Source organism: Pseudomonas sp. PvP089 (assembly GCF_017875165.1).
In the GTDB taxonomy this organism is placed as follows: Bacteria; Pseudomonadota; Gammaproteobacteria; order Pseudomonadales; family Pseudomonadaceae; genus Aquipseudomonas; species Aquipseudomonas fortuita.
Map to the genome: position 1 here is coordinate 1,289,921 of NZ_JAGGME010000001.1, position 19,172 is coordinate 1,309,092.

Consider the following 19,172-nt stretch of genomic DNA (forward strand, 5'->3'; position numbering starts at 1 on the left):
TTACTCCGCTTTGGCGTCTGCTTTCGCCGCGTTGGCCTGATCAGGGCTGCCCGGCTTCTTGACGTTGGTGGCTTCGCTGACCTTGACCTCGACGCCCGGGCGCACGTACTGCAACCCTTCGGTGATCAGGCGGTCGCCTGGGTTGAGGCCTTCCTCGATCAGCCAATCGCTGCCCAAGGTACGGCTGGCCTTGAGCTGGCGCAGTTCGACCTTGTTCTCCTGGTTGACCACCAAGGCGGTTGGCGAGCCTTTGAGGTCACGGGTCACGCCCTGTTGCGGTGCCAGAATGGCGTTGGCGTTAACCCCGGCGTTCAGCCGCGCATGCACGAACATGCCTGGGAGCAGGGTGTGATCGGGGTTAGGGAACAGGGCACGCAGGGTGACCGAGCCCGTGGTTTCGTCAACCGAAACTTCCGAGAACTCCAGGCGGCCTTCCTGCTTGAACAGGCTGCCGTCTTCGAGCACCAATTGCACCGAGGCTGCATTTTCGCCAGCCTTCTTCAGCTGGCCGCTCGCCAGGTCACGGCGCAACTTGAGCAGCTCGGCGGTGGACTGGGTGACGTCGACATAGATCGGATCGAGTTGCTGGATGGTCGCCATGGCGTTGGTCTGGCCATTGCTTACCAGGGCACCTTCGGTAAACGTAGAACGGCCGATACGGCCGCTGATCGGTGCCAGGACCTTGGTGTAGCGCAGGTCGATCTGTGCGCTCTTGAGCGAAGCCTCGGCCTGCAATCGTTTGGCATTGGCGTCGTCGTACTCCTGCTTGGAGACGGCCTGTTCGTCAATCAGCTGCTTGTAGCGCTCGGCCAGCGAGCGGGTAGCCTGCAGGTTGGCCTGAGCATTGCCCAGGTTGGCTTCGTACACGGCAGGGTCGATCTGGTACAGCTGCTGGCCTTCCTTGACATCGCTGCCTTCCTTGAACAGGCGCTTGAGGATGATGCCATTGACCTGTGGGCGCACTTCGGCGACGCGGTAGGCAGTGGTGCGCCCCGGCAATTCCGAGGTCAGGGTGAAGGCTTGCGGCTGGATGGTCACGACGCCGACCTGAGGAGCCTGCGCCGCGGGCGCTGCTTCTTCTTTCTTACAGCCACTGAGCAGGGTTGCCAGGGCGACGGCGGAAACCAGAGCGGTAACGGCTGGCTTGAATTGCATGAGGATCCTCGGGTCGCTGGAGCAGGGAGACGCTCAAGAGTAATGGAAGAGTTCTTGATCTGGAAAAATTGCTATCCGGTGGATAAATAGCTTGCTAAGGAATATACTTACATTCATGGTTGTTTGTAAATACCGCTGGGTTGTACTCAGGTACTGCCACAGCTCTTGATTAGCTTATCCGTGAGGCTCCCTGCAGAGGTGCCCCCGAAGCGTCCCCCGTACGCGCCGCGCGTTCGGGCCAGATGAGGTTGTACTGCCATGGTCCGTCGAACCAAAGAAGAAGCCCAGGAAACCCGCGCCCAGATCATTGAGGCGGCGGAAAAGGCCTTCTACAAGCGCGGGGTTGCGCGAACCACCCTGGCCGACATCGCCGAGCTGGCGGGAGTCACGCGCGGGGCGATCTACTGGCACTTCAACAACAAGGCGGAGCTGGTACAGGCGCTGCTCGACAGCTTGCACGAAACCCATGACCACTTGGCACGGGCGAGCGAAAGCGAGGACGAAGTCGACCCGCTCGGCTGCATGCGCAAGCTGCTGTTGCAAGTGTTCAACGAGCTGGTGCTCGATGCCCGAACCCGGCGTATCAATGAAATCCTGCATCACAAGTGCGAGTTCACCGATGACATGTGTGAAATTCGCCAGCAGCGCCAGGGGGCGGTGCTGGATTGCCACAAGGGCATTGCCCTGGCGTTGGCCAACGCCGTTCGCCGGGGCCAGTTGCCTGGCGAGCTGGATGTCGAGCGCGCGGCGGTGGCCATGTTTGCCTATGTCGATGGCCTGATCGGGCGCTGGCTGTTGCTGCCTGACAGTGTCGATCTGTTGGGTGATGTCGAAAAATGGGTCGACACCGGGCTGGATATGCTGCGCTTGAGCCCGGCTCTGCGCAAATGACACTTTGTTAAGGATTGTGAGGGATTGTTTCCCTTATGTATTAGCAGAGTATTAAGCGCAGGGTGCGGGAGCTGCCTCTAGCGTCCGCGCAGTTGCCGATCCGGCAGCGCCACTGCGGCAATCAGCCCGAGCAGTGCAACCAGCCCACTTCCCATCAGCAACTGCCGGAATGTTTCCGTCAACCGCGCCTGCGTAACCAGGTCCACCTCCCCTGCCTTCAGACTCCCAAGCAACGGGTTGCCCAGCATTTCGAACCCGCCCTGGTGCAGCAGTGCCAGCAGCAGACTGGACATGCAGGCCACGCCCATGGCCCCGCCCAGCGAACGGAACAGGTTGGTGGTGCTGGTGGCCACCCCAATGTCCTTGCTGTCCACAGCACTTTGCGTACCTACCAGCGATGTAGGGAACTGCAACCCGCAGGCAATGCCGGTCAGCAGCATGAACAATGCACTGAACCACCCAGACTGTGGCGGGGTCAGCGCCATGGCAAAAATGGCCACTGGCATCAGCAGGGCACCGGCCAGAATCTGCGGCTTGTAGCGCCCGGTGCGGCTGGTCATACGCCCGCCGGTGAAGGCACCCAGGGGCAGCCCCATCGCCAGTGGCAGCAGGTGCAGGGCGGCGCTGTCGGCACCGGCGCCGGTGATGCCCTGATAGCGCAACGGCATCAGCATGGTCAGGGAAATGGACTGGAAACTGGCGAAAAAGATCACGCCCCAGCACCAAACCGCGACACGGTTGCCGAACAGGCCCAAGGGCAGCAGCGGCTCCGGGCAGCGGCGCTCATGAGCGATGAACAGCGCAAGGCCCAGCACGGCGCAGGCGAACAGGGCCAGTACGGCCGGGTCGGCCCAAGGGTGGCCCTGGCCGACCAAGGTGATGCCCAGTAACAGACTGCCCAGGCCGAGGATCAGCAGCACGGCGCCGAGGTAGTCAACCTGCGCCTCGCGGCGTTGCGCCGGCATGCCGCCCAGGGCCCGGTGGATCGCCCACAAGGCAACCAGCCCCAGCGGCAGGTTGATCCAGAATACCCAGCGCCATGACAGGTACTCGGTCAACCATCCACCCAGCACTGGCCCGGCGACACTCGCCACTGCATACATGCTGCTGAAATAGCCCTGATAGCGGCCGCGTTCGCGGGGTGGCACAAAGTCGCCGATAATTGCCTGGCTGACCGAAACCATGCCACCCGCACCAATGCCCTGCAGTACCCGCGCCAGCACCAGTTGCTGCATGTCCTGGGCCAAGGCGCAGGCGATCGAAGCCAGGGTGAACAGACTGATGCCGGTCAGGATCATCCGCCGCCGCCCGTACAGGTCACCCAGCTTGCCGTAGATCGGCACGGCCACGGTCATCGCCACCATGTAGCCGGAAATGATCCACGCTAGCAGGCCGACATCGTTGAACTGGGCCGAGATCGCGGGCAGTGAGACGGCGACGATGGTCTGGTCCAGTGCGCCGAGGAAGATCGCCAGCATCAGGGCGGTGAGCACGTTGCGCAGGGTGGTGGGGGGCAGGGCGGCGGTCACGGGAATACCTTGATTGAGTGTGGCGGCCTCTTCGCGGGCAAGTCGGATTGTAACCTGAGTTAGGTAGCTTCCTATGTACTATCTGCATCCCCTATGCCGAATCGGCATTGGCGCATTCATTCAGTGATGCATGGCTGCGTGATATCGTTGGTATGCCACAGGGGCTGAAAACCGGGGCTTGCACCAGCTTGGTGCAGCAATATGCCGCAGGTTTTTCAGCCCGCTGTCTCCCACACCTTTTATTCCTCTGCCTGCATGTCGAGCATGACCGCCCAGATGGCGACGGTTGGAACAGGTCAGGTAGACCCGATTACAGGGGTCGGTAGTTACCGTTCAAATTTCAACTTATTTGCGGAGTGATCATGCCCAAGGCTTCCCATCAAGATCTGCGTTTTGCCTTCCGCGAACTGCTCGCTTCAGGTTCCTGTTACCACACTGCATCGGTGTTCGACCCGATGTCGGCACGCATTGCCGCAGACCTGGGCTTCGAGGTCGGCATCCTGGGCGGTTCTGTCGCTTCGTTGCAGGTACTGGCTGCGCCGGACTTCGCCCTGATCACCCTCAGTGAATTTGTCGAGCAGGCCACCCGAATTGGCCGGGTAGCGCAATTGCCCGTGCTGGCTGATGCCGACCACGGCTACGGCAACGCGCTGAACGTGATGCGCACGGTTATCGAACTGGAGCGCGCCGGCGTGGCCGGGCTGACCATCGAAGACACCCTGCTGCCCGCCCAATTCGGGCGCAAGTCCACCGACCTGATCCCGGTTGAGGAAGGCGTCGGCAAGATTCGTGCGGCCCTGGAGGCGCGTGTCGACTCGTCATTGTCGATCATTGCCCGTACCAATGCTGGTGTGCTCACCACCGAAGAAATCATCGTGCGCACCCAGAGCTACCAGAAGGCCGGTGCCGATGGTATCTGTATGGTAGGCGTGAAGGACTTCGAACACCTCGAGCAGATTGCCGAGCACCTGACAGTGCCGCTGATGCTGGTCACCTATGGCAACCCCAACCTGCATGACGATGAACGCCTGGCGAGCCTGGGCGTGCGTATCGCAGTCGATGGCCATGGCGCCTACTTTGCTGCGATCAAGGCCACTTACGATTGCTTGCGCTTGCAGCGTGGCCAGCAGAACAAGTCGCAGAACCTGAGCGCCACCGAACTCTCGCACACCTACACCCAGCCCGAGGATTACATCCGCTGGGCCAAGGAATACATGAGCGTCGAAGAGTGACCGGCAGGGCGCCGTCAACTCAACGGACGGCGCTCAAGGTTGCAGTGTGAGGCACGCAATGTGCCTGCTCGCAGCTGGCTGCGGCGCTGGGCTGACTGCGTAGCAGCTCGGCGCGCCAGCACGCTGAACCATACAGCCCTGCGACCGCAGTCAGGGCCATGACAAGGGCGACTCTTCTGGATTTGATGCCCATGGTGCTCACCTCCTGTTACAGCAATAGGTGATACCTTCCAGCGTAGGCCAATTTCAGCGTTACAGATCCCGATCCCACTCCGGCTCGTCCTTGAACCGCTGCACCAGGAAATCCAACATGCTGCGCAAGGTCGCCGGCATGTGCTTGCGTGACGTGTACACCGCATTCAGGTTCAGTTCACGTGGCTGCGCTTCGGGCAGCAGGCGTACCAGTTCGCCCCTGCGCAGGGCGTCGGCGGCCTGGTAGGTTGGCAGCATGGCGATTCCTGCGCTGGCCAGGGCTGCCTTTTGCAATGTCATGGCTTCGTTGGCGCTGATGTTTCCCGCCACCGGTACGGCGACCTGCTGGCCGGCCACCTCGAAATGCCACAGGCTGTGGCCGAAATAGGCATGGGTCAGGCAGTTGTGCCGGCTCAGGTCCTCGACCCGTTGCGGTACGCCGTGCTCGCTCAGGTAGGCCGGGGCTGCGCACACCACCGAGCGGCACACGCTCAGGCGCCGGGCGATCAGGTTGGGGTCCAGCTCGTTGCTGGTGCGGATGGCCAGGTCGATGCGCTCATCCACCAGGTTGACGGTGCGATCGAGCATTTGCAGTTCCACCTTCACCCCAGGATAGCGCCGCACATAGGCAGCCACCGCGTCCACCAGCTGCGCCTGGCCGAAAGAGGTGCTGACGCTGATGCGCAGCGCGCCTTTCGGCGCGTCATCCGGCTGCTGCACCGCGGCCTGCAGGTCGCCGGCCAGTTCCAGCAGTTGCCGGCAGCGGGGCAGGGTTTCCTGGCCGGCCGCGGTGAGGCTGAGCTTGCGAGTGGTGCGCTGCATTAGCCTCGCGCCAACCCAGTCCTCCAGCTCTGCCAGGTAACGCGACACCACGGGGCGAGAAAGCTGCAGGTGGTCTGCCGCTGCCGACTGGCTGCCCAGGTCGACGACGGTAACGAAAACGCGCATGGCGTTGAGACGGTCCATGATTTGCCCGTTTTTAAAAACAAACTATGTTCAAGCATGGCATTTTTTGTCACGGATCGGGCAACTAAGCTGTTAGGCATTGTTCAACTGAAGGCCTTGCCCATGTCCCTGTTCACCCCCCTGCGAGGCCTGCTACTGGCCTGCGTGACCCTAGCCGGCCCTGCGCTAGCCGCCGAACCGCTGCAACTGGAGGTCTACAACCCTGGGCACGAGGCCATTTTTCCGGTCAGTTCGGTGATTGTCAGTGGCGAGCACGATGCCGTGCTGGTCGACGCCCAGTTTGGCAAAGCCCAGGCTGAGCAACTGGTAAAGCGCCTGCAGGCTGGCGGCAAACACTTGACCACCATCTACATCAGCCACGGCGACCCGGACTATTACTTTGGCCTGGACACCCTGACCCAGGCCTTCCCCAACGCCAAGGTGCTGGCCTCTGCCGCCACGGTTGCACATATCCGCCAGACCAGGGATGCCAAGCTGGCGTACTGGGGGCCGCAGATGGGGGCAGACAAACCGCAGCGGCTGGTGCTGCCGCAAGTGCTCGAAGGGCAGCGCCTGACGCTGGAGGGGCAGGCCTTGGACGTGGTCGGCCTGGACGGCCCGCAACCAGACCGCAGTTTTGTGTGGATCCCTTCGATCAAGGCGGTGGTCGGTGGCGTGGTGGTGTCCGAAAACATTCATGTGTGGATGGCCGACACTCAATCGGCCAAGTCCCATGCCGATTGGCTTGGCACCTTGGCGCACATCGAGGCGCTGGGGCCACGCACGGTCATCCCCGGGCATTACCTGGGAGACAGCAGCCGTTCACTGCAGGCCGTGCGCTTCACGGCAAACTACATTCGTGGGTTTGACGCTGAAACCGCCAAGGCGAAAGACGCCAATGCGTTGATCCAGGCCATGAAGCAGCGTTACCCGGGCCTGGCCGATGAAAGCTCGCTGGAACTCGGTGCCAAGGTCGCCAAGGGCGAGATGAAGTGGTAATTCCGTTCAATCAATGGAGAGTGTTCCCATGAGCAAGATCGCAATTATCGGTGCCACTGGCCGCGCTGGCAGCCAGTTGCTGGAGGAGGCCCTGCGCCGTGGCCACAGTGTGTTGGCCATCGCCCGCGACCCTTCGCGATTGCAGGGCCGTGAAGGGGTGACCGTCAAGGCGCTGGATGCCAAGGACAGTGCGGCCCTGCAAGCGGCGGTAACAGGCGTGGACGCCGTGTTGAGCGCGGCGCATTTCTCGACGATCGAGCCGCATGCCATCATCGAGCCGGTCAAGCGTGCCGGGGTCAAGCGCCTGTTGGTGGTGGGTGGCGCCGGCAGCTTGCTGCTGCCGTCGGGGCATCGGGTAATCGACAGCCCGGACTTCCCGGAGGCCTACAAGGCCGAGGCCACTGCCGGGGTGCGTTTTCTGGAAGCGTTGCAGCGCGACCCAGACCTGGACTGGACATTCCTCTCGCCGTCGGCGGAGTTTGTTGAAGGTGAGCGCAGCGGGCGCTACAAAGTGGGCAAGGATCATCTGCTGATCGGTGCGGATGGCAAAAGCTGGATCACCTTTGCCGACTATGCCATCGCCATGCTCGACGAGCTGGAAAAGCCGGCGCATTCGCGGCAGCGGTTTACAGTGGGCTACTGAGTCGCCTGCTTCGCGGGCATGCCCGCTCCCACAGCTACAGCACAGTTCCCAAGGCCCATGCTGTACCTGTGGGAGCGGGCGCGCCCGCGAAGAGGCACTTATTGGCTAGCCTGGCTCTCCAGCCAGTCCAGTAACTCCATCAACCCTGGCGGCAAGCTTCTGGCCTGGCTTACCAGGTAATACCCTTTCCCGGTCACTACCTTCAGCGCAAACGGCATGCACAGCCGCCCCCCGCGCAAGTCATCGCCAATCAGCGACCAGTCGCCGATGGCCACACCCGTCCCCTGCGAGGCCATGGCCATCGCCATGTCCAGTGTCTCGAAATGCTGCTTCGGCCCAAGAGTGGCCAACGTCACCCCCGCTGCCTGCAGCCACAACTGCCAGTCATGTTCATCCCGCGACGGGTGGAGCAGCATGTGCCGCGCCAGGTCTTCCACCTGCTGCAACGGTATCGGCCCCTCACGCAACGAGGGGGCGCACACGGGCGTAAGTTGTTCATCGAACAGCTTGCGCACATGCAGCCCGTGGTTTGGCGCATCGCCATAAACCACCGCTGCATCGAAGCCCTCGCGACGAAAATCCACGCCATGCTGCACCGTGGTGGTCAGCTCCACCGGTACGTCCGGGCGCAGTGCCTGCCATTCCATCAGGCGCGGCAACAGCCAGCGCATCACGCAGGTTGGGGCCTTGAGCTGCAAGGTAGTGCTGCGTCCACCGACCTCACGCACGCCTTCCTCAATCAGCGCGAATACCTGCTGTACACGAGGCAGCCAGTCCTGGCCTTCGCGGGTCAGGCTCAGCCCGCGGGCCTGGCGCTGGAAAAGCGCATAACCCAGGTGCGCTTCGAGGGCAGCGATCTGCCGGCTGACGGCGCCTTGGGTGATGTGCAGCTGTTGCCCTGCACGGGTGAAGTTGCAGTGCTGGGCGGTGACCAGAAAGGTGTGCAGGGCGGGCAGGGGCGGGAAGCGTTTCATCGTGCTGAGCCATGATGACAGGACATGGCTAGTATGTGTTTTTTTGCATTGTGGCGGTAGCCGTGGCTTGGGTCCAATAAGGGCATAATCCAACAATATTCAGGGTGAAAACCGATGGCAACCTGCGGCGAAGTACTGGTCAATCTCCTTGAAGGCTATGGCGTCGACCATGTCTTCGGCATTCCCGGTGTACATACCGTGGAGCTCTATCGTGGTCTGGCAGGCTCGTCCATTCGCCACATCACCCCGCGCCACGAGCAGGGTGCCGGGTTCATGGCTGATGGCTATGCGCGCACCCGTGGCAAACCTGGGGTGTGCTTCATTATTACCGGCCCGGGCATGACCAACATCACCACTGCCATGGGCCAGGCGTATGCCGACTCGATCCCGATGCTGGTGATTTCCAGCGTGCAGTCCCGTGACCAGCTGGGCGGTGGCCGCGGCAAGCTGCACGAGCTGCCCAACCAGGCGGCACTGGTGTCGGGTGTGGCCGCGTTTTCTCACACCTTGATGACGGCTGCAGACCTGCCGCAGGTGCTGGCGCGGGCATTTGCCGTGTTCGAGAGCGCCCGGCCGCGCCCGGTGCATATCGAAATCCCGCTCGACGTGCTGGTCGAACCGGCCGACTTCCTGCTGCCGGGCCGCCCGGTGCGTGGCAGCCGGGCAGGGGCAGCGCCGCAGGCCGTGGCGCAGATGGCCGAGCGCCTGGCAGGTGCAAGGCGGCCCTTGATCCTGGCGGGCGGTGGTGCGTTGGCCGCGGGGGCTGCGCTGGCGCGTCTGGCCGAACACCTTCAGGCCCCGGTGGCGCTGACCATCAATGCCAAAGGTTTGTTGCCGGCCAGCCACCCGCTGCAGATTGGTTCGACCCAGTCGCTGCCGGCTACACGCGCGCTGGTGGCTGAGGCCGATGTGGTGCTGGCGATCGGCACCGAATTGGCCGAAACCGATTATGACGTGACCTTCAAGGGTGGTTTCGAGATCCCGGGCAGCCTGCTGCGCATCGACATCGACCCGGACCAGACCGTGCGCAATTACTTGCCCGAGCTTGCGCTGGTGGCCGATGCCGGACTGGCTGCTGATGCATTGCTCGGTGCCTTGCAGGCCCTGCCGCAACCCGTGCGTGAAAGCACTTGGGGTGTGGCTCGCGTAGCCTACCTGCGCCAGGCTCTGGCGGCAGGTTGGGACCAGCCAACCCTGAGCCAGACGCGCTTGCTGAGCGCGATTCTCGAACGACTGCCCAATGCCGTCCTGGTGGGCGATTCGACCCAGCCCGTGTACACCGGCAACCTGACCCTGGACATGGACCAGCCACGCCGTTGGTTCAATGCCTCCACCGGGTACGGCACCCTGGGTTACGCCCTGCCTGCGGCCATGGGCGCCTGGCTGGGGAGTGCGGAGCAAATCGGCCAGCGCGCGCCTGCGGTGTGCCTGATTGGTGACGGCGGTTTGCAGTTCACCCTGCCAGAACTGGCCAGCGCGGTGGAGGCGCAGGTGCCGTTGATCGTGCTGCTGTGGAATAACCAAGGGTACGAGGAGATCAAGAAGTACATGGTCAACCGGGCGATCGAGCCGGTCGGGGTCGATATCCATACCCCGGACTTCCTCGGCGTGGCGCGGGCGTTGGGGGCTGCGGCGGAGCATGTGACGGACGTGAAGCAGCTGCAAGCGGCGCTGGGGCAGGCGGTGGAGCGCATCGGGCCGACCTTGATTCAGGTTGACCAGAATCAGTGGCAGGAAACCGTGGCGGGTTGAAGTCAAGCTATTGCCTGTACTGGCCCTTTCGCGGGCTTGCCCGCTCCCACAGGTGCTGCACATACTCTGAAGTTGTGCTGTACCTGTGGGAGCGGGCAAGCCCGCGAAGAGGCCGGTACAGGAAAAACAGGACTCAGCCAGCAGTAGCCCGCAACCGCGCCACATCCCGAATCGGTGGTGCGCCGTACAGCCGGCTGTACTCACGGCTGAACTGCGACGGGCTTTCATACCCTACCCTATAGGCGGCCACCGCCGCCTCTAGCCCGTCGTTGAGCATCAACCGCCGCGCCTCCTGCAGGCGCAGCTGCTTCTGGTACTGCAACGGGCTCATCGACGTCACGGCCTTGAAGCGATGGTGCAAGGTCGAGGTACTGAGGTTGACCTCCCGCGCCAGATCCTCGATGCGCAGCGGCAACTGATAGTTGTTGTTCAGCCAGGTAATGGCCTGGCAAACCCGGTGAGTCTGGCTGTTGGCCAAGGCAATTTCATACAGCCGGGAACCCTGCGGCCCCCGCAGCAGGCGATAGAGAATCTCGCGGCGGAACAGCGGCGCGAGCATGGCGATGTCGCGCGGGGTGTCCAGCAGGCGCAGCAGCCGCAGCAAGGCGTCGAGCAATGCGGCATCGGTCCTTTCCACATACAGGCCACGGCCTGAGGGCCGGTTGGGTACCAGCATCGGCCCGCTTTCGGCGATCAGCTGGCTGATCTCGGCCGGGTCCAGGTCCATGCGCAGGCCAAGGCTTGGGTTCTCCGGGCTGGCGTCGAGCCTCACGCCACTCAGCGGCAAGGTCACCGAGACAACCATGTAGTGCAGTGGGTCATAAGCGTATTGCTCGTCCCCGAGGAACAGGGTTTTGCTGCCTTGGGCAAGGATGCACAGTGCGGGTTGTGCCAAGGTCGGCACCGAGCGCACGTTCTCGGTGTAGCGCACCAGGTACAGGTCATCGATGGCGGATGCCGGGCCATGAGGGTCGCCGGCGTGGCGGCGGATCAGCTCGGCCAGTTCCAGGCGCTGCAGTTCCAGGGGCGGGTCGATGGACGTGGCGGTGGTCATGATGGCTTTCCTCTACTGACCGACGCAGCATAGGTTTGGGCAAAGACGGGCGCTAGTCGAAAGCTGCACGTCGATTGCCTGATCCTGCCGCGCTGCAGGATCAGGCAATCGGCGAGCAGTATTGGCCTAACGCGCCGCGCGGGTGAGCCCCTAACCTTGGCAACCTGGCTTTTCCGTCCGCCTGCTTCAAGGAGATTGTGCAATGACCCTAAAACAACCGGTCACCCATCTTGCTTTCATCCGTGCCAGCAGCGGGCGCTCGGCAGAGCTGGGCGCGCGCCTGCGCGACCTGCTCGAGCCCTCGCGGCGTGCGCCGGGTTGCCTGAGTTTCACGGTGCAGCGCTCCCAGGCCGATGCCGACCTGTGGTTGCTCAGTGGCAGCTGGCAGGATCAGCAGGCGATGAGTGGCTACTTTGCTTCGCCGACCCTGGACGTGTTTGGCGAGCTGGTGCAGGCGCAAGTGGTCAGCAGCCTGGACTTGCATACCTTCGATTGAGGGTGGATGAGGTAAAGTGACGCCCTTGTTCAACCAAGCGGATAGCAACATGGCACGTAGGGAATTCACTCATTTCGAAGCGGTATCGGCGATGGTGCCGGTGGAAGGTGGCGGCTACAGCGCCGCCATTGCGGTCAAGGCCTTGAGCATGGGCGGCGCGCCGCGCTTTCACAAGGTCCTCGACGGGCAGGTATTCAAAGGCGCCGTGGCTGCCGACGAAGCGGCCACGGCCGAGCTGCAACGCCTGCAAGGCGTCAGCGAAGAGGGCGAACTGATCTGGTGATCAGGCCGGCGGGCGGGCCATCTTGAACAGGTTGCCCAATTCGAAATAGTCCGCCGGGCCACCACCACGCAGAATCGGTTCGGCAGCAGCGGTATCGTAGATGCCGTTTTTCAGCAGGTGCTCGGCAATATGCACCGCCACCACTTCGCCAAGGATCAGCCAGCTGGGCACCAGCTCCTGGTCGGCCCGCTTGAGCTGGACGATCTGGCTGACCTTGCATTCGAACGCCACCGGGGTTTCGCCTACACGCGGCACGCTGACGATGCGCGAGGGCGTGGCGGTGAGGCCGCTCAATTCGAACTCGCTTACCTCGGCAGCAACCGGCGCGCAGCTCTGGTTCATCTGCTCGGCCAGGGGGCGGGTGGCCAGGTTCCAGACGAATTCGCCGGTCTGCTCGATGTTGTTCAGGCTGTCTTTGCGCCCGACACTGCAGAAACCGATGATCGGCGGGATGTAGTTGAAGGCGTTGAAGAAGCTGTAGGGCGCCAGGTTCAGGCGGCCTTCGCGGTCGTGCGAGGAAATCCAGCCGATAGGGCGGGGGCCGACGATGGCGTTGAACGGGTCGTGGGGCAGGCCGTGGCCTTTGGCAGGTTCGTAGTAATACATCTGTGCTGGGCTTGTTGGCCCTACCTCCTGATGGACAAGGTGCCTAGTGTGCCAAGCCTGTGCTCGCCTGCAAATGATCAAGCCCGGCCAAAGCCGGGCTGGTTGCTCGCATCAGGTATCAGCTGATGCGGTGGGCGTTGGTGCGGTCAAAGCCGTCTTCGGCGAAGCGTTGGCCACCGGTGCGGTCAAAGCCGTCTTCGGCAAAGCGTTGGCCACCGGTGCGGTCGAAGCCGTCTTCGGCGAAACGCTGGCCACCGGTGCGGTCGAAGCCGTCTTCGGCAAAGCGTTGGCCGCCAGTGCGGTCAAAGCCATCTTCAGCGTAGCTAGCGGACTGTGTTTGAGCCGCGGCAAAGGTGTGAGCGCTGGTACGGTCGAAGCCATCTTCGGCGAAGGCGCCAGCTGCGAAAACCGAAAGGGCCAGGGTGAGGATCAGTTTGTTTTTCATGGTCGGTGCTCCATCTGTGCGAGAGGTTGTTTGTTTCTATGGGTTTCATCCTACGCTGATTAATTTGATTAAAAAGCGCAAATAACAGCGTATAAAAATCGAATATATCGATGTGTCAGGGCGCACTTCGCGTGAGTCAGGTAGCGGTGTCGATCACTCGCCGTAAGCTCTCGCGTATCGTTTCATCAGCCCTTGCAGCTTGAGGGGCGGGAATTAATGGGGCGTTAAGAACGAAATGTCTTGTTTCAAAGTTCAATCAACGCTTTTTTCATACATCACCAACCGATTTTTCAGACGCTGCTCAGCACCATCGCCGCACCTCAAACTGGAGCGGCACAACAATGAACAAACTCCCGCAAATCACCTTGGCCTTCTGGGTCATGAAGATCTGCGCTACCACCCTTGGCGAAACCGCCGGCGACTTGCTGTCGATGACGCTGAACATCGGCTATGCACTCAGCTCGTTGATGCTGATCAGCGTGTTCCTGCTAACCTTGGTCGGCCAGCTCTACTCCCGCCGCTACCATCCGATGCTGTACTGGCTGGTGATCCTCTCCACCAGCACTGCTGGCACTACCATGTCCGATTTCATGGACCGCACCCTGGGTCTGGGTTATGCCACGGGTTCGGCCCTGCTCATCGGGATCCTGCTGCTGACCTTCCTGGTCTGGCGCCTGAGCGGCAACCCACTGGACGTCACCCGCATCAAGAATCGTTCGGGCGAGCTGTTCTACTGGGTAGCGATCCTGTTTTCCAACACGCTTGGCACTGCCCTTGGCGATTACCTGGCCGATGATTCGGGGCTTGGTTTTGCCGGCGGCGCGCTGCTGATCGGCAGTGCCATCGCATTGGTGGTAGTGGCCCGTTACTGGACGCGCATCCCCGGCGTGGTGTTGTTCTGGGTGGCGTTCGTGCTCACACGCCCATTCGGCGCCACCTTGGGCGACTTCCTCACCAAACCTCATGAAAAGGGCGGCCTGGACTTCGGCACAATCGGTTCGTCGGCCGTGCTGGGCGGGGTGCTGCTAGTGCTGGTGCTGATGGCAACCTGGTACCAGCGTCGGGAACCGCGCCAGGTGTTGGAGATGTCCTGAACAGGCTCTGAGGCACGAGTGCGCCGATTAACTGAGCTATTCGGCTCACAGGATGAGCCGAATAGGATGTTTAATCGGCTCACAGCGAGATGAGTGTTGATCGAACAAATGAAAAGGGCGCACCTGGAACGGTGCGCCCTTCTTCATTTCAGCAGCTTCACATTCACTCGGTAGTAATCCGCGAGTGTTGCTTGGTGTCCTTCATGGTCGCGTAAACCAGCAGCGAACAGGCGATACAGGCGGTGACGTACCAGTAGAAGCCGCTTTCCATGCCAGCGCTCTTGAACCACAAGGCCACGTACTCGGCGGTGCCGCCGAAGATCGACACAGTCAGGGCGTACGGCAGGCCCACGCCCAGGGCGCGGATTTCCGTTGGGAACAGCTCTGCCTTGACCACGGCGTTGATCGAGGTGTAGCCGCTGACGATGATCAGTGCTGCCATGATCAGGAAGAACGCGCCCCACCAGGTCTGGATGGTGTGCAGGGTGCTGAGGATCGGCACGGTGAACAGGGTGCCTAGCACACCGAAGGCGATCAGGATCGGACGTCGGCCGATCTTGTCGGACAGGCCACCGATCACCGGCTGCAGGCACATGAACAGGAACAGTGTGGCGGCCGAGATGGTGGTCGAGTCGCTGATGCTCATGCCCACGGTGTTGACCAGGTACTTCTGCATGTAGGTGGTGTAGGTATAGAACGCCAGGGTGCCGCCCATGGTCAGGCCGACCACGGTCATCAGCTCCTTGGGGTGGCGCAGCAGGGTGCGCATCAGGCTTTCCTTGGCCTTTTCCTTTTTGGTGAACGAGGCGGTTTCTTCCATGCCGCGACGCAGGTACAGGGCAACCACTGCGCACAGCGCACCGATCACGAACGGCACGCGCCAGCCCCAGGCATACAGCTGCTCTGTGGTCAGAGTCTGTTGCAGGACAATCAGTACCGCCAGGGCGATGAGCTGGCCGGAGATCAGGGTCACGTACTGGAAACTGGAGAAGAAGCCACGGCGCTCCTTGCTGGCCATTTCGCTGAGGTAGGTGGCCGAGGTGCCGTACTCGCCACCCACCGACAAGCCTTGCAGCAGGCGTGCGATGACAAGCAGGATCGGTGCGGCGACGCCGATGGTTTCGTAGCCCGGGGTCAGGGCGATGACCAGCGAGCCGGCGCACATCAGCAGTACCGAGGCCATCAGCGCGGCCTTGCGGCCTTTGCGGTCGGCGTACAGGCCCATCAGCCAGCCACCGATTGGGCGCATGAGGAAGCCCACGGCGAAGATCGCGGCGGTGTTGAGCAATTGTGCGGTGGAGTCACCGGCCGGGAAAAAGGCCTTGGCGAAGTACAGCGAGAATGCGGCGTAGACGTACCAGTCGTACCATTCGACCATGTTGCCGATGGACCCGCTGAAAATCGACTTCAGGCGGCTGGCGGTGGTTTTTTCCGCGGCGGGCGCAGTGGCCGCCCCGGCGGGCAGGGAGGTGGCGTTATCCATCAGGGATACCTTCTCGTTGTTTTTGTGGAGCGCGCCGTGGCGCAGCTTGCCAGGGCAATTGCAGAAGGTGTGCCAAATGGGGGCGGGGTGATTCATTTGAGTGCAGGACCTTGTGGTACCTGGCCTGTAGGAGCGACCTTGCGTCGCGATGGGCTGCAAAGCAGCCCCAGGATCGCTCAGAGATAAGCGGATTTTTGCCTATCAACGATTGCAGGTAAGCGGAAATCCGCTCATTCGCGCCCGACAAAGTCCTCGCGCACCAGCCCATGCCGCTGCATTTTTTCGTTAAGCGTACGCCGGGGTAGCTGCAACGCCTCCATCACCGACTTGATCTCGCCCCCATGCAGTCGCAAGGCTGCGCGCAGGCATTGCGCCTCGAACGCTTCCATCTGCTCGCCCAGCGAAGGCCCGGCAGGTGTCACTTCAATGTTTGGCGAACCCAGCCCCAACGCATGCCGCTCCGCCGCGTTGGCCAGCTCACGCACGTTGCCTGGCCAGTCATGCGATAGCAGCTGCGCCAGCTGTGGACCCGTTAACGGCAAGGCATTACGACCAAGCTTTTCACCTGCGGCACGGGCAAAGTGCTCGAACAGCAGCGGAATGTCTTCGCGCCGCTCCCGCAGCGGCGCCAGGTGCAACTCGGCCACATTCAGGCGATAGGCAAGGTCTTCGCGAAAGCGCCCGGCGCGAGCTTCCTCGAGCAAATCTGGCTTGGTCGCGGCAATGACACGCAAGTCGACGCTGATGCTCTGGTTGGCACCCAGACGCTCCAGCTTCTGCTCCTGGATCACGCGCAACAGCTTGGCCTGTTGCGCCAGTGGCATGCTTTCGATTTCATCGAGAAACACCGTGCCCCCGTTGGCGTACTCCAGCTTGCCGATGCGCTTCCCCTGGGCGCCGGTGAAGGCGCCGCTCTCATGGCCGAACAGCTCGGCCTCGAACAGCGACTCGGGGATGGCCGCGCAGTTGAGTGCGACGAAGGGTTTGCTGGCGCGCGGCCCAAAATCGTGCAGGCAGCGGGCCACGCGCTCCTTGCCACTGCCGGTTTCGCCACGGATCAGCACATTGACCGGCAGGCTGGCCAGCTCCAGTACTTGTCGGCGCAGCTGTTGCAGGCCCTGTGACATGCCCAGCAGCGTGCCTTCCAGGCGGGACTTGAGGTCTGCCTGTTCGTGCAGCCGGCGGTTTTCCAGCACCAGCTGGCGCTTTTCCAGGGCCCGGCGCAGGCTGCCCAGCAGGTGCTGCGGGGTGAAGGGTTTTTCCAGGAAGTCGTAGGCGCCGCTGCGCATGGCCTCCACTGCCATCGGCACGTCGCCGTGGCCGGTCAGCAAGATGACAGGCAAGTCGGGGTCTTCCGCCTGCAGGCGTTCGAGCAACTGCAGGCCATCCATGCCCGGCATGCGCACATCGCTGATGATTACCCCGGGAAAGTGCTGCGGCAGGTGTGCCAGGCACTCTTCGGCGCGTGCGAACAGTTGCACGCCGAAGCCGGACAGGCTCAGCCATTGCTCGACCGCGGTGCGGATACTGGCTTCGTCATCGACGACGATCACTGAATTCAACATACAGGCTCCAGGTCACGGGGCAGGATAAGGCTCAGGCGTGCGCCACCGGGCAGGTTTTCGGCCTGCAACTGGCCACCGGCCTCGTGGACGATGCCGTAGGAAATGGCCAGGCCCAAGCCCAGTCCTTCGCCCACCGGTTTGGTGGTGAAGAACGGGTCGAAGACCTTGGCCAGGTCGGGCTGGGCAATGCCGCCCCCCGAGTCCAGCACACTCAGGCACCACCGCTCGCCCTCGGGCTCGATGCGCACCTCCAGGCGTTTGTAGCGCTTGTCGGCCATGGCGTCGAGGGCATTGCGCAACAGGTTGATCAGCACTTGCTCCAGGCGGATGGCATCGCCGCGTACCCAGGCCGGGCGCGCCAGGTACAGGGCAACCTCTACCTCCTCAGTGCGAATGCGGGTTTCCAGCAGATGCAGTGCCTGGTCGACAACGGTGGCCAGGTCGAGGCGCTCGCGCAGCCCGACCGGGCTGTTGCGGGCAAAGGTTTTCAGGTGGCTGGTGAGCGCGGCCATGCGCGTCAGCATTTGCTCCAGTGGCTCCAATGCCTGGCGCGCTTCGTCATGGCGGCCATGGTCGAGCAGCAGGCGAAGGGTTTCCAGTTGCATGCGCTGGGTGGTCAGTGGCTGATTGATTTCGTGGGCCATGGCGGCTGACATCTGCCCGAGCGCCGCCAGCTTGGCTGATTGCACCAGGCCTTCTTGAGCAGTACGCAGTTCGCGGGTGCGCTCCTCGACCTGGCGCTTTAGTTCTTGCCGGCTGCGTTGGCGCAGACGGGCCAGGCGCAGGCGCTGGCTGACGAACAGGGCGGCGAACACCAGGCTCAGCCAGACGGCAGCGGCGCCGAGGGCGGCATTGCGGCCGTCGGCGGCGACCTGCGGTTTGCGCAGCAGGTGCAGGGTCCAGTTTTCGCTTTCCAGTGGCAGGCTTTCCCACAGGTACTCGGCGCTGCCCTCGGGGCCTTGCACGCGGCTGAGGGTACTGTTGGCGGCAAAGCGCGTCAGCACCTGATGCTGCAACGGCACCAGCGGTTGCTTGTCGTACTGGCGTGTTTCGGCCAGTTCGGCACGGTCGGCACCACTGAGCGGCTGCAGCTCGCGGTAACGCCAGCCGTCCTGGTTGGCAATGAAGGTGATGCCGCGGGCGTCGCTTACCAGCAGGATGTCGCTGCCCTGGCGCCACTCGCGTTCAAGCTCGGGGAACTCCAGCTTCACCACCATGGCGCCGAGGAAGCGGCCATGCTCGTCGTTCACCGCGCTGGCGAGGAAGTAGCCCGGCACGCCACTGGTCACGCCCACGGCGTAAAAGCGGCCACTGCCCTGGCTGCGGGTCTGCTTGAAGTAGGGCCTGAAGCCGTAGTTGGAACCGACGTAGCTGCTGGGCAGCCGCCAGTTGCTGGCGGCGATGGCCAGGCCGGTGCGGTCAAGCAGTTCGAGCGTGGAGGAATTTGCGGCGCCGTTGATGCGTTCGAGCTTGCGGTTCAGGGCGTTCTGCACCTGTTCGCTGACAGGGTCGCGCAGGGCGGCGATCAGTTCCGGGTCCAGCGCCAGCACGGCGGGCAGGGCGCGGTAGCGGTCTATCAGGGTGTGCAAGGTATTGGCGTACAGGCCCAACTGCTGGCTGGCACGCCGGGCGTCGTCTTCCATGGCCTGGCGCTTGGCCTGGTGCATGGCCCACCCGGCACTGAGGGCGGTGCCCAGCACGATCAACAGGGTGATCAGCCCCAGACGCAGGGCGCGAAAGGAAAAGGGCATCGGGGCGGATCCGGATGATGGTGATATCGGGGTTGGCCTCTTCGCGGGCTTGCCCGCTCCCACAGGTACTGCACAGGTCCATC

General features: G+C 62.7%; 18 protein-coding genes. 8 read left to right on the forward strand and 10 right to left on the reverse strand.

The window, feature by feature from the left end:
- Entirely contained in the window at positions 1-1,155 is a 1,155-nt protein-coding gene (ttgA, locus tag J3A71_RS05910) for a toluene efflux RND transporter periplasmic adaptor subunit TtgA (protein ID WP_016488873.1), read from the reverse strand.
- Between the two features lie 258 nt (positions 1,156-1,413).
- Here ttgA and ttgR point away from each other — a divergent pair, with 258 nt between their 5' ends.
- Positions 1,414-2,046, forward strand: a complete 633-nt coding sequence (ttgR, locus tag J3A71_RS05915; protein ID WP_016488872.1) for an efflux transport transcriptional regulator TtgR — start codon at positions 1,414-1,416, stop codon at positions 2,044-2,046.
- A gap of 77 nt (positions 2,047-2,123) precedes the next feature.
- On the opposite strand, the gene J3A71_RS05920 is transcribed toward ttgR, so the two are convergent.
- Positions 2,124-3,575: an MDR family MFS transporter gene (locus J3A71_RS05920; RefSeq protein ID WP_096426706.1), complete on the reverse strand. Its 1,452-nt coding sequence runs from the start codon at positions 3,573-3,575 to the stop codon at positions 2,124-2,126.
- A 362-nt stretch (positions 3,576-3,937) separates the two neighbouring features.
- Between J3A71_RS05920 and J3A71_RS05925 the strand changes: the two genes are divergently transcribed.
- Complete coding sequence (locus tag J3A71_RS05925) at positions 3,938-4,807, forward strand: oxaloacetate decarboxylase (protein WP_016488870.1); 870 nt, start codon at positions 3,938-3,940, stop codon at positions 4,805-4,807.
- Positions 4,808-5,059: 252 nt separating this feature from the next.
- Here J3A71_RS05925 and J3A71_RS05930 read toward each other — a convergent pair whose 3' ends face one another.
- Complete coding sequence (locus J3A71_RS05930) at positions 5,060-5,965, reverse strand: LysR family transcriptional regulator (RefSeq protein WP_060517521.1); 906 nt, start codon at positions 5,963-5,965, stop codon at positions 5,060-5,062.
- A 102-nt stretch (positions 5,966-6,067) separates the two neighbouring features.
- Here J3A71_RS05930 and J3A71_RS05935 point away from each other — a divergent pair, with 102 nt between their 5' ends.
- Together J3A71_RS05935 and J3A71_RS05940 are read left to right on the forward strand one after the other, a co-directional pair.
- The gene (locus tag J3A71_RS05935) at positions 6,068-6,943 is read left to right on the forward strand and encodes an MBL fold metallo-hydrolase (RefSeq protein WP_016488868.1); all 876 of its coding nucleotides are present in this window, start codon (positions 6,068-6,070) and stop codon (positions 6,941-6,943) included.
- Between the two features lie 28 nt (positions 6,944-6,971).
- A complete protein-coding gene (locus J3A71_RS05940; protein WP_016488867.1) occupies positions 6,972-7,586 on the forward strand; it encodes an NAD(P)-dependent oxidoreductase in 615 nt (204 codons plus the stop codon).
- Positions 7,587-7,684: 98 nt separating this feature from the next.
- Here J3A71_RS05940 and J3A71_RS05945 read toward each other — a convergent pair whose 3' ends face one another.
- Entirely contained in the window at positions 7,685-8,560 is an 876-nt protein-coding gene (locus tag J3A71_RS05945) for a LysR substrate-binding domain-containing protein (protein WP_096426705.1), read from the reverse strand.
- Between the two features lie 114 nt (positions 8,561-8,674).
- On the opposite strand from J3A71_RS05945, the gene J3A71_RS05950 reads away from it, so the two are divergent.
- The gene (locus J3A71_RS05950) at positions 8,675-10,312 is read left to right on the forward strand and encodes a 5-guanidino-2-oxopentanoate decarboxylase (RefSeq protein WP_096426704.1); all 1,638 of its coding nucleotides are present in this window, start codon (positions 8,675-8,677) and stop codon (positions 10,310-10,312) included.
- A gap of 133 nt (positions 10,313-10,445) precedes the next feature.
- Here the strand turns inward: J3A71_RS05950 and J3A71_RS05955 are convergent, their stop codons facing one another.
- Positions 10,446-11,366: an AraC family transcriptional regulator gene (locus tag J3A71_RS05955; RefSeq protein WP_016488864.1), complete on the reverse strand. Its 921-nt coding sequence runs from the start codon at positions 11,364-11,366 to the stop codon at positions 10,446-10,448.
- A 202-nt stretch (positions 11,367-11,568) separates the two neighbouring features.
- Between J3A71_RS05955 and J3A71_RS05960 the strand changes: the two genes are divergently transcribed.
- Complete coding sequence (locus J3A71_RS05960) at positions 11,569-11,862, forward strand: antibiotic biosynthesis monooxygenase family protein (protein WP_016488863.1); 294 nt, start codon at positions 11,569-11,571, stop codon at positions 11,860-11,862.
- Between the two features lie 16 nt (positions 11,863-11,878).
- The gene (locus J3A71_RS05965; RefSeq protein ID WP_016488862.1) at positions 11,879-12,145 is read left to right on the forward strand and encodes a hypothetical protein; all 267 of its coding nucleotides are present in this window, start codon (positions 11,879-11,881) and stop codon (positions 12,143-12,145) included.
- Here the strand turns inward: J3A71_RS05965 and J3A71_RS05970 are convergent, their stop codons facing one another.
- A complete protein-coding gene (locus J3A71_RS05970; RefSeq protein WP_016488861.1) occupies positions 12,146-12,751 on the reverse strand; it encodes a flavin reductase family protein in 606 nt (201 codons plus the stop codon). It abuts the gene before it with no gap.
- 118 nt (positions 12,752-12,869) lie between these two features.
- Positions 12,870-13,196 (reverse strand): hypothetical protein, encoded by a 327-nt coding sequence (locus J3A71_RS05975; RefSeq protein ID WP_023047320.1) that lies wholly within the window; start codon positions 13,194-13,196, stop codon positions 12,870-12,872.
- 341 nt (positions 13,197-13,537) lie between these two features.
- On the opposite strand from J3A71_RS05975, the gene J3A71_RS05980 reads away from it, so the two are divergent.
- Positions 13,538-14,290, forward strand: coding sequence for a membrane protein (locus J3A71_RS05980; protein ID WP_023047319.1), 753 nt, complete (start codon positions 13,538-13,540; stop codon positions 14,288-14,290).
- Positions 14,291-14,453: 163 nt separating this feature from the next.
- Here the strand turns inward: J3A71_RS05980 and J3A71_RS05985 are convergent, their stop codons facing one another.
- From J3A71_RS05985 to J3A71_RS05995, 3 genes are all read right to left on the reverse strand, one after another.
- Positions 14,454-15,773 (reverse strand): MFS transporter, encoded by a 1,320-nt coding sequence (locus tag J3A71_RS05985; RefSeq protein WP_024717451.1) that lies wholly within the window; start codon positions 15,771-15,773, stop codon positions 14,454-14,456.
- Positions 15,774-16,003: 230 nt separating this feature from the next.
- The gene (locus tag J3A71_RS05990; RefSeq protein ID WP_023047318.1) at positions 16,004-17,338 is read right to left on the reverse strand and encodes a sigma-54 dependent transcriptional regulator; all 1,335 of its coding nucleotides are present in this window, start codon (positions 17,336-17,338) and stop codon (positions 16,004-16,006) included.
- Entirely contained in the window at positions 17,332-19,089 is a 1,758-nt protein-coding gene (locus tag J3A71_RS05995) for an ATP-binding protein (protein ID WP_016488856.1), read from the reverse strand. Before J3A71_RS05995 ends, J3A71_RS05990 begins: the two co-directional genes overlap by 7 nt.
- Positions 19,090-19,172 lie beyond the last annotated feature (83 nt).

Excerpts from the sequence above, each read along its gene's own strand:
- J3A71_RS05970 (WP_016488861.1), bottom strand. The coding sequence starts at position 12,751 with ATGTATTACTACGAACCTGCCAAAGGCCACGGCCTGCCCCACGACCCG.
- J3A71_RS05945 (WP_096426705.1), bottom strand. The coding sequence starts at position 8,560 with ATGAAACGCTTCCCGCCCCTGCCCGCCCTGCACACCTTTCTGGTCACC.
- J3A71_RS05985 (WP_024717451.1), bottom strand. The coding sequence starts at position 15,773 with ATGGATAACGCCACCTCCCTGCCCGCCGGGGCGGCCACTGCGCCCGCC.
- ttgA (WP_016488873.1), bottom strand. The coding sequence starts at position 1,155 with ATGCAATTCAAGCCAGCCGTTACCGCTCTGGTTTCCGCCGTCGCCCTG.
- ttgR (WP_016488872.1), top strand. The coding sequence starts at position 1,414 with ATGGTCCGTCGAACCAAAGAAGAAGCCCAGGAAACCCGCGCCCAGATC.
- J3A71_RS05990 (WP_023047318.1), bottom strand. The coding sequence starts at position 17,338 with ATGTTGAATTCAGTGATCGTCGTCGATGACGAAGCCAGTATCCGCACC.
- J3A71_RS05940 (WP_016488867.1), top strand. The coding sequence starts at position 6,972 with ATGAGCAAGATCGCAATTATCGGTGCCACTGGCCGCGCTGGCAGCCAG.
- J3A71_RS05960 (WP_016488863.1), top strand. The coding sequence starts at position 11,569 with ATGACCCTAAAACAACCGGTCACCCATCTTGCTTTCATCCGTGCCAGC.
- J3A71_RS05930 (WP_060517521.1), bottom strand. The coding sequence starts at position 5,965 with ATGGACCGTCTCAACGCCATGCGCGTTTTCGTTACCGTCGTCGACCTG.
- J3A71_RS05975 (WP_023047320.1), bottom strand. The coding sequence starts at position 13,196 with ATGAAAAACAAACTGATCCTCACCCTGGCCCTTTCGGTTTTCGCAGCT.
- J3A71_RS05950 (WP_096426704.1), top strand. The coding sequence starts at position 8,675 with ATGGCAACCTGCGGCGAAGTACTGGTCAATCTCCTTGAAGGCTATGGC.
- J3A71_RS05925 (WP_016488870.1), top strand. The coding sequence starts at position 3,938 with ATGCCCAAGGCTTCCCATCAAGATCTGCGTTTTGCCTTCCGCGAACTG.
- J3A71_RS05980 (WP_023047319.1), top strand. The coding sequence starts at position 13,538 with ATGAACAAACTCCCGCAAATCACCTTGGCCTTCTGGGTCATGAAGATC.
- J3A71_RS05995 (WP_016488856.1), bottom strand. The coding sequence starts at position 19,089 with ATGCCCTTTTCCTTTCGCGCCCTGCGTCTGGGGCTGATCACCCTGTTG.
- J3A71_RS05935 (WP_016488868.1), top strand. The coding sequence starts at position 6,068 with ATGTCCCTGTTCACCCCCCTGCGAGGCCTGCTACTGGCCTGCGTGACC.
- J3A71_RS05955 (WP_016488864.1), bottom strand. The coding sequence starts at position 11,366 with ATGACCACCGCCACGTCCATCGACCCGCCCCTGGAACTGCAGCGCCTG.